This is a genomic window from Kitasatospora sp. NPDC054768 (genome assembly GCF_053612025.1).
Window position 1 is genome coordinate 95,505 of sequence record NZ_JBSHBN010000007.1, and the last position, 15,251, is coordinate 110,755.

13 protein-coding genes are annotated in these 15,251 nt (G+C 74.3%); 3 read left to right on the forward strand and 10 right to left on the reverse strand.

Going from position 1 to position 15,251, the window contains the following annotated elements; genetic code table 11:
• Positions 1-15 precede the first annotated feature (15 nt).
• Positions 16-969 (forward strand): hypothetical protein, encoded by a 954-nt coding sequence (locus tag ACWGKU_RS03670; RefSeq protein WP_401055390.1) that lies wholly within the window; start codon positions 16-18, stop codon positions 967-969.
• 17 nt (positions 970-986) lie between these two features.
• Here the strand turns inward: ACWGKU_RS03670 and ACWGKU_RS03675 are convergent, their stop codons facing one another.
• The 3 genes from ACWGKU_RS03675 to ACWGKU_RS03685 form a co-directional block, all read right to left on the reverse strand.
• Complete coding sequence (locus tag ACWGKU_RS03675) at positions 987-1,823, reverse strand: hypothetical protein (protein WP_452179864.1); 837 nt, start codon at positions 1,821-1,823, stop codon at positions 987-989.
• Between the two features lie 83 nt (positions 1,824-1,906).
• Positions 1,907-2,938, reverse strand: a complete 1,032-nt coding sequence (locus tag ACWGKU_RS03680) for a TolB family protein (protein ID WP_452179865.1) — start codon at positions 2,936-2,938, stop codon at positions 1,907-1,909.
• Positions 2,935-4,395 (reverse strand): MFS transporter, encoded by a 1,461-nt coding sequence (locus ACWGKU_RS03685; protein ID WP_452179866.1) that lies wholly within the window; start codon positions 4,393-4,395, stop codon positions 2,935-2,937. Before ACWGKU_RS03685 ends, ACWGKU_RS03680 begins: the two co-directional genes overlap by 4 nt.
• A gap of 334 nt (positions 4,396-4,729) precedes the next feature.
• Here ACWGKU_RS03685 and cobC point away from each other — a divergent pair, with 334 nt between their 5' ends.
• Entirely contained in the window at positions 4,730-6,379 is a 1,650-nt protein-coding gene (gene cobC, locus ACWGKU_RS03690) for an Rv2231c family pyridoxal phosphate-dependent protein CobC (protein ID WP_452179867.1), read from the forward strand.
• 159 nt (positions 6,380-6,538) lie between these two features.
• On the opposite strand, the gene ACWGKU_RS03695 is transcribed toward cobC, so the two are convergent.
• From ACWGKU_RS03695 to ACWGKU_RS03725, 7 genes are all read right to left on the reverse strand, one after another.
• The gene (locus ACWGKU_RS03695; RefSeq protein ID WP_401050419.1) at positions 6,539-7,606 is read right to left on the reverse strand and encodes a cobalamin-independent methionine synthase II family protein; all 1,068 of its coding nucleotides are present in this window, start codon (positions 7,604-7,606) and stop codon (positions 6,539-6,541) included.
• A 96-nt stretch (positions 7,607-7,702) separates the two neighbouring features.
• Entirely contained in the window at positions 7,703-8,296 is a 594-nt protein-coding gene (locus tag ACWGKU_RS03700) for a hypothetical protein (protein ID WP_452179868.1), read from the reverse strand.
• 116 nt (positions 8,297-8,412) lie between these two features.
• A complete protein-coding gene (locus ACWGKU_RS03705; RefSeq protein WP_452179869.1) occupies positions 8,413-9,510 on the reverse strand; it encodes an LLM class flavin-dependent oxidoreductase in 1,098 nt (365 codons plus the stop codon).
• A 301-nt stretch (positions 9,511-9,811) separates the two neighbouring features.
• Positions 9,812-10,834 carry a glutamine synthetase gene (gene glnII / locus ACWGKU_RS03710; protein ID WP_401052120.1) on the reverse strand — a complete coding sequence of 341 codons (1,023 nt, stop codon included), beginning with the start codon at positions 10,832-10,834 and terminating at the stop codon, positions 9,812-9,814.
• A 185-nt stretch (positions 10,835-11,019) separates the two neighbouring features.
• Positions 11,020-12,003, reverse strand: coding sequence for an SCO1860 family LAETG-anchored protein (locus tag ACWGKU_RS03715; protein WP_452179870.1), 984 nt, complete (start codon positions 12,001-12,003; stop codon positions 11,020-11,022).
• 176 nt (positions 12,004-12,179) lie between these two features.
• Positions 12,180-12,857: a uracil-DNA glycosylase gene (locus ACWGKU_RS03720; RefSeq protein ID WP_359903447.1), complete on the reverse strand. Its 678-nt coding sequence runs from the start codon at positions 12,855-12,857 to the stop codon at positions 12,180-12,182.
• Between the two features lie 80 nt (positions 12,858-12,937).
• The gene (locus ACWGKU_RS03725; protein WP_380553153.1) at positions 12,938-14,029 is read right to left on the reverse strand and encodes an amidohydrolase family protein; all 1,092 of its coding nucleotides are present in this window, start codon (positions 14,027-14,029) and stop codon (positions 12,938-12,940) included.
• A gap of 93 nt (positions 14,030-14,122) precedes the next feature.
• Between ACWGKU_RS03725 and ACWGKU_RS03730 the strand changes: the two genes are divergently transcribed.
• Positions 14,123-15,208: a pyridoxal-phosphate-dependent aminotransferase family protein gene (locus tag ACWGKU_RS03730; protein WP_401052129.1), complete on the forward strand. Its 1,086-nt coding sequence runs from the start codon at positions 14,123-14,125 to the stop codon at positions 15,206-15,208.
• Positions 15,209-15,251: the final 43 nt, after the last annotated feature.

Here is a 15,251-nt window from a genome sequence, read left to right on the forward strand (position 1 = left end):
GGGTGGCGTGTGACCGTGTCTCGTGAACGACAACTGCGCAAGATCCTCGCACTGGTCAACACCCTCGCGCTGACGGTGGGGTTGGCGTGCGTGGTGACCGCGGCACTGATGACCCACCAGCAGGTCCTCGCCACCGTCCTCAGCCTCATCGGCGGCGCCTTCGTGTCGGCGGCGGCCGTCACGCTGGCGATCGGCTCCCTCACCGTACGGGAGACCACGGAGCAGGTGGACAGCGCCGTGCTTCGCGGCATGCAGGACGTGCTCGGCCCGGTGCGCGACCCGTTGTTCGCCGGAGCACTGTCCGCCTACCGCTACGACTGCCTGCTCTCCCCCGCACCGGACGGTGACGCCCATCCCGACTACCTCTACCAGAGCTTCCGGATCTCCTACCGCGTCCAGGCCTTGCCCGGAACGGTGACGATCGCTTGCCTCGCCTCCAACGACGACGCCGGCCTGGACGGCTTCACCGGGCCCGAGTGCCTGCTCCGGTGGATGATCGACGACAACCTGGACCCGGACGACCCGGGAGTCTTCAGAGTCGGCGCGGTCAGGGTCGACAACCGGGATCTGGAACGCACGTCCGCGACGCACGAGGCAATCGTCGGCGGGCGCGCCCGGGTCGAACACTTCGCGGTACCGCGCGAGGCACAGACCACCGCGGGCCATCTGGTGGAGCTGAGCGTCACGGCACGCAAGTTCGTGGGCAACGACCGACGGATCCGCGTCCAGGCCCAGGTGTTCCGCCATGTCACCGATGCCGAATACCGGCTCACCGTCGACCCGGCACTCCGGCCGACCCGCCTGAGCGTGAACGCGTCGGAGATCAGCGCGCTCGGGGCCGCCCACGGTGCGAGCGTCCGGGCCACCTTCCCCGAACCGTTCAACAGCACGGCCGGGCTGATCCAACTGCCGTTCCCGCTCCAGCCCGGCAGCGTCATGGCCTTCACCATCGACCGGAACGTGGCCTGACCCGCCCGGGCGGCGGGTCAGCCGGTGGCGCGGATGTAGATGTCGGCGGCGCCCGGCAGGCCGCCGGGGATGGTGGCGACGTAGATGCGGCGGGCGGTGGGGGCGTGGGTGGGGAGGTCGGTGGGGGTCGGGGTGGGGGTGGGGGTCCAGGTCTGGGTGGGAAGCGGGGCGGGGGCGGGGGCGGGGTCGTCGGGGGTGGGCTCGTCCGGGGCGGCCGCGGGGGCCGGTTCGACGGTGGGGTCCTCGGGGTCGGCATCGGGGTCGCCGGGGTCCGGGGCGGCGGCGGTGGGGTCGGAGGGCCCGGCCGGGTCGATGGGCTCGGCGTCCGGGGACGGGCTCTCGGTGGGCGCGGCGGCGGGGTCGGCGGTGGCGGACGGGCCGGGCGCGGGCGTCGGCGCGGACTCGGGAAGCTCCGGGGCCTCGGCCGGCTCGTCGCCGCCGAGGGCGGCGAGCAGGTCGGCCGGGAGCGGGGCGGCCGGCCCGGGCGAGGGGAGGTCGTAGGCGCTGAGGAAGTCACCGAGGCCGGGGGCCCTGCCGCCGCCGAGGCGGTAGTGCAGGTAGGCGACCGGGGCGCCACCGGAGGTGTGGGTGTAGACGGCGCCGACCGGGACGTAGAAGCGGCCGACGCCGGGATGCTGGGACGGGTGCAGGCCGGCCAGGCGTTCGGCGCGGTCGCGGTCGGTCTCGCGGCCGGTGCCGCCGGCGGTGAGCGCGTTGACTCCGCGCACCACGAGGGCGGCGACGACGGACACGCAGAGCACCAGCCCGACGGCGACGGTGCGCCGCAGGACCGGGCGGCCGTGCAGGGCGGGCCAGGAGTCGGTCACCGTGCGCTCGGGTGGAATGCCGTCCACGGTCGTCTCGCTCCCCCGTTCGTTCAGGACGCCTGATCAGGACGTCACACTCTGCTCGACGTGGGACCGTAGCCGAGAGTTCCTCAGCCCAGGTAGGCGGGGGCGACCGCAGCCCTGGTGACCGGCTGCGCACTGCCCGAACCGTCCGCCGGGACGGTCCACAGGTCGGCGCCGTAGTCGCCGGGCAGGGCGTAGACCAGGGTGCCCTCGCCGGACCAGAGCGCCTGGTCGTCGATGTTGCGCTGCTCGGCGGTGGCGGTCTCGGTCATGGTGGCGAGGTCGAGCACGTACAGCCGCCACGGGGCGTCGGCGGGCAGGCCGGGAACGCGCTTCTTGTAGGCGACGCGGGTGCCGTCCGGGGAGAGCGAGGGGCACTCGACGTTGTCGTGCAGGGTGGTGAGGGTGCGGGCGCCGAGGTCGCCGCGGACGAGGTGGGTCCGCCCGGCGCTGGCGAGGGTGGCGTAGAAGGTGGTGTCGTCGGCGAAGGTGACGCCCCAGATGTTGATGTCGTGCGCCTGGTACGGGTGGCCGTCCAGGACGACCGGGAAGTCCTCCAGGTTCTCCCGCAGGTTCCAGTCCCGGACGTCCACGATCGAGGTGCGGGTGGAGAAGTCGCTGCCCGCGTACGAGTCGCCGCTGACGAAGACCGTCCAGGCGGCGAGGTGCCCGGACGGGGAGACCCGGGAGCGGGTGGGGATGCCGGCCGCCGGGAACGAGCGGAGCTCGCGCAGGTGGTCGTCCAGGACGACGGCGCGGTAGGTGTCCTCCAGCGCGCCGTGCTGGGCCTGGAGGCAGATGCCGGTGCCGGCGGCCGCGTGGAAGCGCAGGCACTGGACGCCGGAGGCGGTGCGCGGGCCGTCGGGACGGTCGGCGGCGACGGAGGTGATCTCGTCCCGGTGCGGGCCCCAGGCCATGTTGCGGAACAACAGCTGTCGTCCGCCGGACTGCACCTGTAGTGACACCGGGCCGGGCGTGACGGACGGCCCGCCGGGCTGGGCCTGGTCCCGGCGGGCGGTGCGGTCGGCGGCGTTGAGGACGGCCCCGGTGCCGACCGCGCCGAGCAGCACGACGGCGACCAGCAGGATGATCATCCTGGTGCGGTTCCGCAGGTTCATCGGGTCTCCTCCGAGGTCTTCGCGGCGACGGGTCCGGGCTGCTCCGCGACGGGGACGGGCTGACCGGCAGCGGACCCGGGCCGCCCTGTGACGGGCCCGGCCGGCCCCGCGGCGGGCCCGGACGGGCGCAGCACCGCCGCCGCGCCGAGCACGCACAGCGCCAGCGCCCCCGCCGACCAGCCCAGCGCCGCCGGGCCGCCGACCACCCCCCACAGCGCGCCGAACAGCAGCGAGCAGGCGAACCGGGCCAGTGCCTGTCCGGTGCCGACCAGGGCGAGTCCGGCGCCGCGCTGCTCGGCGGGTACGGCGTCGGCGGCCGCGGCGGCGAGCACGCCGTCGGTGGCCGCGTAGAAGGTCCCGTGCAGCACCAGCACGCAGAGCACCGCCGGCAGCCCGCGCAGCGGTGACAGCAGCAGCCCGTACGCGAGCAGCAGCACCCCGTGCCCGGCGAGGAAGAGCCGGTGGCGGCCGATCCGGTCGGCGAGCGCGCCGAGCGGGACGGCGAGCAGCAGGAAGGCGGCGGCGGTGCCCAGCGGCAGCAGCGGGAAGAGGCCGACGGGCAGGTCCAGCCGGCGCTGGACGAGCAGGTAGAGGAAGGAGTCGCTGACGGTGGTGAGGCCGAGCAGGACGGCGCAGAGCGTCAGCCGGCGCAGCCCCGGCAGCCGCAGCAGGGTGAGGCTGTCGCGCAGTGAGGGGGCGGAAGTCGACAAGTCGTCAGCCTGCTGCCGGTTCGGCACGAACAGCAGCAGGATCAGCACCCCGAGCGCCGCGACGCACGCGCTGACCGCGAACACCGCGTCGTAGCCGTGCCGCTCGCCGCCGTCGGCGAGCAGCGGGCCGCCGGCCAGCCGCAGCACCAGGAACGCGGTGAGCGGCCCGAGCAGGGCGCCGGCCGTGTCCATCGCCCGGTGCACCCCGAACGCCCGGCCGCGGTGGGCGGGTTCGGTGGCGAGCGAGATCATCGCGTCCCGGGGGGCGGTGCGCAGGCCCTTGCCGGTGCGGTCGACGGCGATCACGACACCGATCAGCGGCACGGTGTGGACGAACAGCAGCAGCGGCCGGCACAGCGCGGACAGCCCGTACCCGACGGCCGCGACGGTCTTGTGGCGAGCCGCGCCGTCGCGGCCGCGGCGGTCGGAGAGGTGGCCGCCGACCAGCCGGACCAGTGCGCTGAAGCCGTTCTGGATGCCGTCGAGCAGACCGAAGCCGAGCGGGGAGAGGCCGAGACCGGTGAGCAGGTAGAGCGGGAGGACGGCGGTGACCATCTCCGAGGAGATGTCGGTGACCAGGCTGACCGCACCGAGGGCGACCACCGCCCCGGGCACGGCGCCCCGCCGCACCGGGCCCACGGCCGGCGCGGCGGTGGTCGGCCCGGCGGTGGTCGGCCCGTCGGGGGGCGGCCCGGCGGGGGACGGCCCGGCAGGGGCCTTCGGGCTGCGCGAGTCCGCGACGTACACGGCCGTCAGTTCCGGATTCCGGTGCGGCCGACGGCGCCGGCGGAGCGCGGCCGGGGACGGCTGCCGGGGGCGAGGGTTCCGGGGGCGCGCAGTCGTGCGAAGGCCATGGGGTCCTCCGGAGGTCGGGGATTCCTGGGCGGGAGCGCCGAGAACAGTAGGAGCGCCGTGGTGTCGTGTACCGCACAACGCAGATGAAGAACAGGCGAACAGCTGCCGCGCCGCGGCGGCCCCGGGGCGGACGGCGGACCGGCGTCGGACGTCACACCCACCGCGATTGACCCGTTCCGGCCGGGCGTGGTGGGATCACCGGAGTTCGGGACGAAAGGTGCGGCACGTGAGCGAACCGGTCGCCGACGCCCCCCGCACTCTGGTGGTGGGGATCGGCGCGAGCAGCGGCGCCGAACGGACCGAGGTCCTGCGACTGCTCACGGACACCCTCCGGGAGGCCGGCCTGACGCCATCCGCCGTGGCCCGGCTGGCCACCGTGACGGGCAGGGCAAACCACCCGGCGGTGCGCTGGGCGGCCGACCACCTCGCCGGGGTGCCCGTGGACGAGCACCCGCCCGAGGTACTGGCGGGCATGCCGGTGCCGAACCCCTCCGCCACCGTCGGTACGGCTGTCGGCACCGCGAGCGTGGCCGAGGCGGCGGCACTGGCGAGCGCGCCGGGCGGCCGGCTCGTGGTCACCAAGCGGAAGTCGGCGCGGGCCACGGTCGCGATCGCCCGGACGGCGGCGCTCGGACGCCTCGCACCGCTCGACGTGGACGCGGACCCGCCGCCACCGCCCCTGACCACCGACCCCGGCACCGACACCGGCACCGACACCGACACCGACACCGGCCGCACAGCCGGCACCATCAGCCCCGACCGGCACCAGCCGAACCACCTGAGCCACCTGAGCCGCCCGAAACCCGAAGCACCCGCAAGGAGACCCCGCGTGACCGCCCCCGAACCCGACCTGCGCCACCACGGCGACGCCGAGGTACGCGCCGACGGGCTCGGCCTGGTCGACCTCGCCGTCAACGTCCGCACCGGCACTCCCCCGGCGTGGCTGCGCGAGCACCTCGCGGCCACCCTCGGCGACCTCGCCGCCTACCCCGACCGGAGCGCCGCTCGCGCCGCGGTGGCCGCCCGGCACGCCCGCCCGGTCGAGGAGGTGCTGCTCACCTCGGGGGCCGCGGAGGCCTTCGTCCTGCTGGCAAGGGTTCTGACTCCGCATCACATCGTCGTGGTGCACCCGCAGTTCACCGAGCCCGAGGCGGCCCTGCGGGACGCCGGGCACCGGGTGCACCGGGTGCTGCTCTCCCCCGAGGACGGGTTCCGGCTGGGCGCCGTCCCCGAGGAGGCGGACCTGGTCGTCCTCGGCAACCCGACCAACCCGACCTCCGTGCTGCACCCCGCCGAGGCCGTCGCCGCGCTGGCCCGGCCCGGGCGCACCCTGGTGGTGGACGAGGCGTTCATGGACACCGTGCCGGGCGAGCGGGAGTCCCTCGCCTCCGTCCGGGATCTGCCCGGCCGGGTCGTCGTGCTGCGCAGCCTCACCAAGACCTGGGGGCTGGCCGGACTGCGGATCGGCTATGTGCTCGGGCCCGCACCGCTGATCGCCGACCTCGGCGCCGCCCAGCCGCTCTGGCCGGTCTCCACCCCGGCGCTGGCCGCCGCCGAGGTGTGCAGTGGCCCGGCGGCGCTCGCCGAGGCCGAGCTGGCCGCGGCCGAACTGGCGCTCCGGCGCGAGCACTTGGTGAAGGGCTTGGCCGCCTTCCCGTCGGTGCGACTGTACGGCGAGCCGGCCGCTTCCTTCGTCCTGGTCCGACTGCCGGATGCGGCGACCGTCCGGCAGCGGTTGCGCGAGCACGGCTTCGCCGTCCGGCGCGGGGACACCTTCCCGGGGCTGGGTGAGGAGTGGCTGCGGATCGCCGTCCGGGACGAGGAGACCACCGACCGATTCCTCAATGCCCTTGAGGCCGTGCTCGGTTCGGCCTGACCGGCGCGGCACCATCGCCCTCCCGCCGCCCGTCCGCCCGCCCATCAGGCCGGACGGGCGGACGGGCGGACGGGCGGACGGGCGGACGGGCGGACGGGCGGCCAGGCAACCAGCCGGCCCGACGCGCAAACAGCTCAGCCCCCACCGACGCGGCGAGCGCTACTGGAGCCCGAGCGCCTCCGCCGCCATGGCGGTGCCCTTCACCCGGGCCGCGATCTTGGCGAAGGCGGTGTCCCGCGAGGTGGAGGCGTCGTCGGCGAACGGCGAGAATCCGCAGTCGTCGGTCGTGCCGAGCTGGTCGACCGGGATGTGCCGGGCCGCGGCCAGCACTCGGTCGCGCACCTCCTCCGGGCTCTCCACCCTGGGGTCGATCGGGTCGGTCACCCCGACGAACACCCGGATTCCGGGGCGGAGTTGATCCGCGATGACGGCGAGCACGCGGTCGGGGTCGGCCTCGCTCGCCAGCTGCACGTAGAAGTTGCCGACCTTGAGCCGGAAGAGCTTCGGCAGCAGCTCGGCGTAGTCGACGTCCAGGCTGTGGGTGGAGTCCTGGTCCCCGCCCGGGCAGGTGTGCACGCCGAGGCGGGCCCGCTCCTCCTCGGTGAACCGGTCGAGCACCTGGTTGTTGAGGGCCACGAAGTCGTCCAGCAGGCTGCCCGACGGGTCCAGCTTGAGCGACAACCTGGCCTCGGTGAAGTCGAGTTGGACGACGTGGGCGCCCGCGTCCAGGCAGCCGCGGATGTCGGCCTCGGCCTCGTCGGCCAGGTCCTTCAGGAAGTTCTCGCGCGAGTACCCGTCGATGCCGCCGGCCGGGTAGAGCAGGCTGAGCGCGGAGGGTGCGATGACGGCCTGCTTGACGGGCTGCGAGGTGTGGCGCAGGGCTTCGCGCAGATAGGTCTCGGCACGGACGCGGTACCGGAAGGGTCCGGCGGTCAGCCGCGGCAGCTGCCGGGTGTGCCCGTCGGCGAAGGGGATGACGGCGCCGTCCCCGGCGAGGGAGGTCAGACCGGCGAGGGGGTACGTGACGAAGCTCGGCTTGGCCTGCTCGCCGTCCACCAGGACGGGGCAGCCGAGCTCCGCCAGCCTGGCCAGGGTGTCGGCGGTGGCCTCGTCCTGCAGCTTCTTCAGGTCGGCGTCGGACAGCCGCCCTTCGGCGTGTTCGGTCAGGGCGTTCAGCAGGGTGCTCGGCCGGGGGATGCTGCCGATGGGCTCCGTGAGAATGGTCATGACGGGACGGTAGAAAGGGCGGCGCCCCGAGCACAACGGGGCGCACGGCGCATTCCGCCCGACCGTTCGCACTCCGCGCGCCCCACCCTTCTGCGTTCACGCCCCCGGAACGGCACACCCCTCCGCCCAATCCCGTAGCGTGGCGAAGTCCTCGGCCAGCAGACCGATCCGGGGGTTGACGTGCAGGGCCAGCGCCCGCCCGGGATGGTGGGCGGCGATCCACTCCTCGTCCTGCGGGCCGAGTTCGTCGTCCACCCAGACGAACGGGCGTCCGGCGGCCCAGGCGACCACGTCCCTGGTCTTCCAGTGCAGCCCGTCCGCATCCACACCGAACAGGTCGGACCAGCGGATGTACGGCAGTTCGGGCAGGCCGATGTGCGGGCCTATGTGGGTGTTCGCCTCGCCCATCCAGCCGGTGGCCCACACCAGTTCGTACGGCAGCGCCAGCAGCGCCTCGCCGTGGGAGGGGTTGAGCCAGACCCGCAGCGGCTTGACCCGGACGGCGGGCGGCCTGGCGTGCTTGGCGCGGGTCGCCTGCCGGGCCCGGACCGCCGCCAGGTGCTCCTGCTTCGCCACCCACCAGGAGGGGCGCAGCCGGTGGGTGGCGTAGCCCTCGGGCCTCCGCTTCGGCGCGGCGTAGGGATTGAGCGGTCCGTCCACGTCGAGCAGGAGCAGGGGCTGCTGGGTCATGCCATGAATTCTCGGTCCGGTGAGGGCGCTTGACCAGCGATTTGCCGGCCGCGATCGGTCGGGCGGAGCCCCGGGGCGTCCCGGCCGCGCCGCCCGGCCCGCCCCGGCCCCAGGCGTCACGGGCGGTCCCACAGGTTGCGGGCGGCGAGCAGCGGGAGCACGCCCTCCCCGAACCAGTACGCCTCCTCCAGGTGCGGCATTCCGCTCAGCACGAACTCGTCGATGCCCAGCGCGTGGTACTCGCAGATCAGGTCCGCGACCTCCCGGTGGCTGCCCACCAGTGCCGTCCCGGCGCCGCCGCGCAGCAGGCCGACGCCGGCCCACAGGCCGGGGTACACCTCCAGCCGCTGCGCGGAGCCGCCGTGCAGCGCGAGCATCCGGCGCTGCCCCTCCGACTCGCTCTCGGCGAGCGCCCGTTGGGTCTGCCGCACCCGGGCCGGGTCCATCGCGGCGAGCAGCCGTTCGGTCTCCGCCCAGGCCTGTGCGGCGGTGTCCCGGGTGATCACGTGCAGGCGGATGCCGAACCGGACGGTCCGGCCCCGGGCGGCGGCCAGTTCACGGATCCAGCGGATCTTCTCCCGGACCTGGGCGGGCGGCTCGCCCCAGGTCAGGTAGACGTCCGCGTACCGGGCCGCGACGTCGCCGGCGGCCGGGGAGGAACCGCCGAAGTACACCGCCGGCACCGGGTCCGGCAGCCGGTTCAGCCGTGCGCCCTCGACCCGCAGGTGCGGCCCGTGGTGGTCGACCGTCTCCCCCGCCCAGAGCCGTCGGGTGATGTCCAGGAACTCCCCGGTCCGCGCGTACCGGGCGTCCTTGTCCAGGAAGTCCCCGAAGGCGCGCTGCTCGGCGGACTCCCCGCCGGTCACCACGTTGAGCAACAGCCGCCCGCCGGAGTGCCGTTGGTAGGTCGCGGCCATCTGCGCGGCCAGCGTCGGGCTGATCTGCCCGGGCCGGAACGCCACCAGGTACTTCAGCCGCTCGGTCACCTGGCTCAGCATCGCGGTGGTCAGCCAGGCGTCCTCGCACCAGGCCCCGGTCGGCGTGAGCACGCCCTCGAAGCCCAACTGCTCGGCGCTGCGGGCGATCTGGCCGAGGTAGCCGATGCCCGGCGGCCGGTCCGACCCGGCGGCGCCGGGCGTGGAGCCGTGCCCGCCGCCGACGATCAGCCGACTGTCGCCGTTGGTGGGGAGGAACCAGTGGAAGGTGAGAGCCATGGACGGACACACTCCTGGGGCCGGTGCTGCCTGCGGTCGGTTGTCGGAACCCACTCGCGGCGACACCCGTCCGCCCACACCCGCCCCAGGTCCACGTGCAGCCTGCGCACGAGAAGGGGGCGGCCCGGAGCAGTCATGCCCCGATTCTCCGCGCCTCCCCCACCCCGATCAAGCCCCCGGGCTCCCGGCCCCGCCCCCGGACACCTCGACACCCCGACGCCGCAATGCCCGCAGGCCCCCTCCTGCACCGGGAGGGGGCCTGCGGGCGTGACGTGGTGCGGGTGCCGGGTACGGCGGTGGATCAGACCTGGCCGGCCTTCTCCAGGGCGGCGCAGCAGGTGTTGATCAGGAGGCGGGTGACGACGTAGGGGTCGACGTTGGCGTTCGGGCGGCGGTCCTCGATGTAGCCCTTCTTGTCCACCTCGACCTGCCACGGGATGCGCACGGAGGCGCCGCGGTCGGAGACGCCGTAGCTGTAGGCGTTCCACGGGGCGGTCTCGTGCTTGCCGGTGAGGCGGGACTGGATGTCGTCGCCGTACTGGCTGACGTGCTCCAGCACCTTCTCCTGGGAGGCGCCGAGCGACTCGCAGGCGGTGATGATGGCGTCGTAGCCCTCGCGCATCGCCTTGGTGGAGAAGTTGGTGTGGGCGCCCGCGCCGTTCCAGTCGCCCCTGGCCGGCTTGGCGTCCAGGGTGGCGTCGATGCCGAACTCCTCGGCGGTGCGGTACAGCAGGTAGCGGGCGATCCACATGTCGTCGGAGACGGTCAGCGCGTCGACCGGGCCGATCTGGAACTCCCACTGGCCGGGCATGACCTCGGCGTTGATGCCGCAGATGGCCAGGCCGGCGTCGATGCAGCGGTCCAGGTGCAGCTCGACGATCTCGCGGCCGAAGACCTCCTCGGCGCCGACACCGCAGTAGTAGCCGCCCTGCGGGGCCGGGAAGCCGCCCTCCGGGAAGCCCAGCGGGCGGGAGCCCTTGAAGAAGGTGTACTCCTGCTCGATGCCGAAGATCGACTCCTGCGCGGTGTACTTCTCGGCGACCTCACGCAGCAGGGCGCGGGTGTTGGAGACGTGCGGGGTGCCGTCCGTCTCCAGGACCTCGCAGAGGACCAGGATGTTGTCGCCGCCGCGGATCGGGTCCGGCACCACACGCACCGGGTCCAGCACGCGGTCCGAGGCGTGGCCCTCGGCCTGGCTGGTCGAGGAACCGTCGAAGCCCCAGGTGGGGATCTTGTCGGCGTTGGGCAGGACGCGAGTCTTGGAACGGAGCTTCGCGGTCGGCTTGGTGCCGTCGATCCAGATGTACTCGGCCTTGATTGCCACGTCGTGTCCCTCGCATTGCTGGGTGGTGGGTGCCCGCGTAGCGTTGCAAGCCGCCGTTTCCCGGTTGTTCCTCTCGTGTAACGCGCATGTGAACCAACCGTCCGCATTGGCACGGTCACGGTGCGGGAGTGCCGGGGGTGGCACTCCCGCCGTTCCGGGTGCCGTCGGTGACGGCACGGGCATGGTCAGTGACGACGGGCGTGCGCGGCGCGACGGCGCCGGGTGGCCCACAGCGCGGCCGCCCCGCCCGCGACCAGGGCGGCGGCCCCCGCGGCGAGCGGGCCGGTGGCACTGCTGCCGCCGGTGGCGGCCAGCTTCTCCCCCTTCTCCGACTTCTCCACCGCGGCCTGCGGACCGGCGGCCCGCGAGGTGGTGGTGTCGGCGACCGGCTGAGCGGCGGGCGCACCGGCGGGCGCGGTGCCCGCGGTACCCGTGGTGGTCGGGGCAGTCGGGGCGGTCGACGGCGCGGAGGGCTTCTCGCAGCTCACCGAGGCGACGGTGACCTTCCCGGTGACCTTGGCGACGTTCAGGTTGAGCGGGTTCACCTCCACCTGCACCTCCAGGGCGGAGGCGGCGGCGGTGGTCGTGGTGACGGTCTTCTTGGAGAACTCCACCGAGACGCTGCCGACCAGCGGCACGTCCACCTTGGTCGGGCCGTACACGCCGACGGTGACCGGCTTGCCGAGCACGCTGAGCTTGACCGGCGCGACCACGTCGGCGGTCGGCTGCCCGTCGACCGGACAGGTCGCCTCGGCGCTCATCGCCTCCAGGCCGAGCAGCGCGGTGGTGGGCAGGCCGGGGGCGTGCACGTCGGCGTTGACCAGCTTGACGGAGGCGGTGGCGCCCTTGGCGTCGACCCTGGTCACCGACTTGCCGATGTCGGCCTTGACGAGCTCGACCGGGCCGGTCTGGTCGACCCCGGCCACCGTGGCCGTCAGGATCGATCCGTCGCGCTGCGCCGGCGACTCCACCTTGTTCAGCGCGATGTTCACCGGGACGTCCACCGCCTTGTTCAACAGGCTGACGTCCAGGTCGAGTTCGGCGGTGACGGCGCGCGCCTTGCCGGGTGACGGGGCGGGCTCGGCCGCGTGGACGGGCGCGGCGGTGAGCAGGGTGCTCGCCACCACGGCGGTGGCCGCGGCGGCGGAAACGATTCGGCGAGAAGACATGGCGATACCCCCACACAGATGAAACGATGAGCCGCCAGTCTTCTCGAACAATCCGTCACATGAGTAACACAGAAAGTCATTTCACTCGTTGGAGTGAGATTGGCGTTCTGCGCTGACCCAGTTCTGCTACGGCAGCCGCGCCGTACCGGCCTACCGCGGCCGCGCCGCACCGGCGACTACGGCAGCCGCCAGTCCACCGGCTGCGCCCCCTGCCGCACCAGCAGCTCGTTCGCCCGGCTGAACGGCCGCGAACCGAAGAAGCCGCGGTCGGCCGACATCGGGCTGGGGTGGACCGACTCCACCGACGGGACGTTGCCCAGCAGCGGGCGCAGGTTGCGGGCGTCGCTCCCCCACAGGATCGCCACCAGCGGGCCGCCGCGCGCCACCAGCGCCCGGATCGCCTGCTCGGTGACCGCCTCCCAGCCCTTGCCGCGGTGCTGGCCGCTCTTGCGCGGCTGCACGGTGAGCACGCGGTTGAGCAGCAGCACGCCCTGCTGCGTCCACGGGGTGAGGTCCCCGTTGGACGGCTGCGGCAGGCCCAGGTCGGTGCCGTACTCCCGGTAGATATTGATCAGGCTCGCCGGGATCGGCCGCACCTCCGGCGCCACCGAGAAACTGAGCCCGACGGCGTGGCCGGGCGTCGGGTACGGGTCCTGCCCGACGATCAGCACCCGTACGTCGGCGAAGGGCTGTTGGAAGGCCCGCAGCACGTTCGGGCCGGAGGGCAGGTAGGTTCGGCCTGCGGCCAGTTCGGCGCGCAGGAAGTCGCCCATCGCGGCGACCCGTCCGGCGACGGGCTCCAGGGCGGTGGCCCAGCCGGGCTCGACGATCTCGTTCAGTGGACGCGGTGCCATGGTCGCCACCCTATCGGCCTACACCGACAGCGCTTTCAGCGGATGATCATGGGATCGAGGCAGGTCGACCGGGTCCGCGGCTACCCGACCGGCCGCCCCCGCAGCACCACCAGCCGCGGGTCCGCGAGCACCCGGACGTCCGCCCGCGGATCCTGCGCGTACACCACGAAGTCCGCCGGCGCGCCCTCCTCCAGCCCCGGCCGTCCCAGCCACTCGCGCGCTCCCCAGCTCGCCGCCGACAGCGCCTGCGCCGGGCTCAGCCCCGCCTTCACCAGCTCCGCCACCTCGTCCGCGACCAGCCCGTGCGCCAGCGAGCCGCCCGCGTCCGTCCCGACGAACACCGGGATGCCGGCGTCGTGCGCGGCGCCCACGGTGTCGTACCGGCGCTCGTGCAGCCGCCGCATGTGCGCCGACCAGGCCGGGAACTTGGCCTCGCCGCCGGCCGCGAGGTCCGGGAAGGTGGCGATGTTGACCAGCGTCGGCACGATCGCCACCCCGCGCTCGGCGAAGGCCGGGATCAGTTCCTCGGTCAGCCCGGTGGCGTGCTCGACGCAGTCGATCCCGGCCGCCAGCAGGTCCGGCAGCGACTCGGCGGAGAAGCAGTGCGCGGTGACCCGGGCACCCTCCTCGTGCGCCGCCGCGATCGCCTCGGCCAGCGCGTCGCCGGGCCAGCAGGCGGCGAGGTCACCGCGCTCGCGGTCGATCCAGTCGCCGACCAGCTTCACCCAGCCGTCCCCGCGCCGGGCCTCGGCCCGCACGTAGGCGGCCAGGTCGCCGGGTTCGATCTCGTGCGCGTAGTTGCGGATGTAGCGGCGGGTGCGGGCGATGTGCCGCCCGGCCCGGATGATCCGGGGCAGGTCCTCGCGCTCGTCGATCCACCGGGTGTCGGCGGCCGAGCCGGCGTCGCGGATCAGCAGGGTGCCGGCGTCCCGGTCGGTGAGCGCCTGCTTCTCGCTGGTCGCGGCGTCCACCGCGCCGTGCGCGTCCAGGCCGACGTGGCAGTGCGCGTCCACCAGGCCGGGCAGCACCCAGCCGTTCACCGTCCGCACGTCCCCGGCGGTCGGCGGGCGGGTGAAGCTCACCCGGCCGTCCACCACCCAGAGTTCGTCCCGGACGTCCTGCGGACCGACCAGCACCCGACCCCGCACGTGCAGCACCGCGCCATCGCTCATGGCCGCACTCTACCGACGGGCGGGTTCCGTGTAAGCAGTCATGATGCGGCAGACTCGTTTCCGCACCCCACCCCCGCGAAAGGCGATCAAGACGTGAGCCCCTTCCTCGACCTGCCCCCGCTCAGCGCCGCCGAGTTCGCGGCGATCGAGGACCGGGTGGCCGCGCTGCTGCACACCGAGGCCGATGTGATCGTCACCCAGGGCGAGGCGCTCCTCCCCCTGGAGGCCGCGATCCGCGGCGCCGCGCACCCCGGCTCGACCGCCCTCAACATCGTCACCGGCCCGTACGGGCAGACCTTCGGCAACTGGCTGCGCTCCTGCGGGGCGAAGGTCGTCGACCTGGCCGTGCCCTTCGACAGCGCGGTGAGCGCCGAGCAGGTGGCCGAGGCCCTCGACGCCGACCCGGAGATCGACTTCGTCTCCCTGGTGCACGCCGAGGCCGCCACCGGCAACACCAACCCGGTCGCCGGGATCGGTGCCGTGGTCCGCGAGCACGGCGCGCTGCTGATGCTCGACGCGGTCGCCTCCGTCGCCGCCGAGCCGCTGCTCACCGACGAGTGGGGCGTCGACCTGTGCGTCATCGGCGGCCAGAAGGCGATGGGCGGCCCGGCCGGCGTCTCCGCCGTCTCCGTCTCCGCGCGCGCCTGGGAGCGGATCGCCGCCAACCCGGCCGCCCCGCGCCGCTCCTACCTCTCGCTGCTCGACTGGAAGGAGCGCTGGACCGACGCCGGCCGCGCGGTGCTGCCGCACGCCCCGGCCCAGCTGGAGATGCTCGCGCTCGGCGCCTGCCTGGACCGGATCGCCGCCGACGGCCTGCCGGCCGTGATCGCCCGCCACCGCGCCGCCTCGGCCGCCACCCGGGCCGGCGTCCGCGCGCTCGGCACCCTGGCCCCGTACGTCGTCGAGGACGCCCACGCGGCCCCGGTCGCCACCACCCTGCGCACCCCGGACGGCGTCGACGCGACCGCCCTCGCCGCCCGCCTCGACCCGGCCCTGCCCGTCCAGCCGGGCGGCGGCGCCCTGGCCGGCTCGATGCTGCGGGTCAACCACTACGGGCGGGCGGCCGCGCTGGACACCGTCCGCGCGTGCGTGTCGGCCCTGGCCGGGGCGACGGGCGCCGACCCGGCGCCCGCCCTGGCCGCCGCCGAGGCCGCCTGGAGCGCGACCGTCCGGGCCTGAGCGGCCCGGGCTCCCACGGCCGCGGCCCCCGCAGGACGTCCTG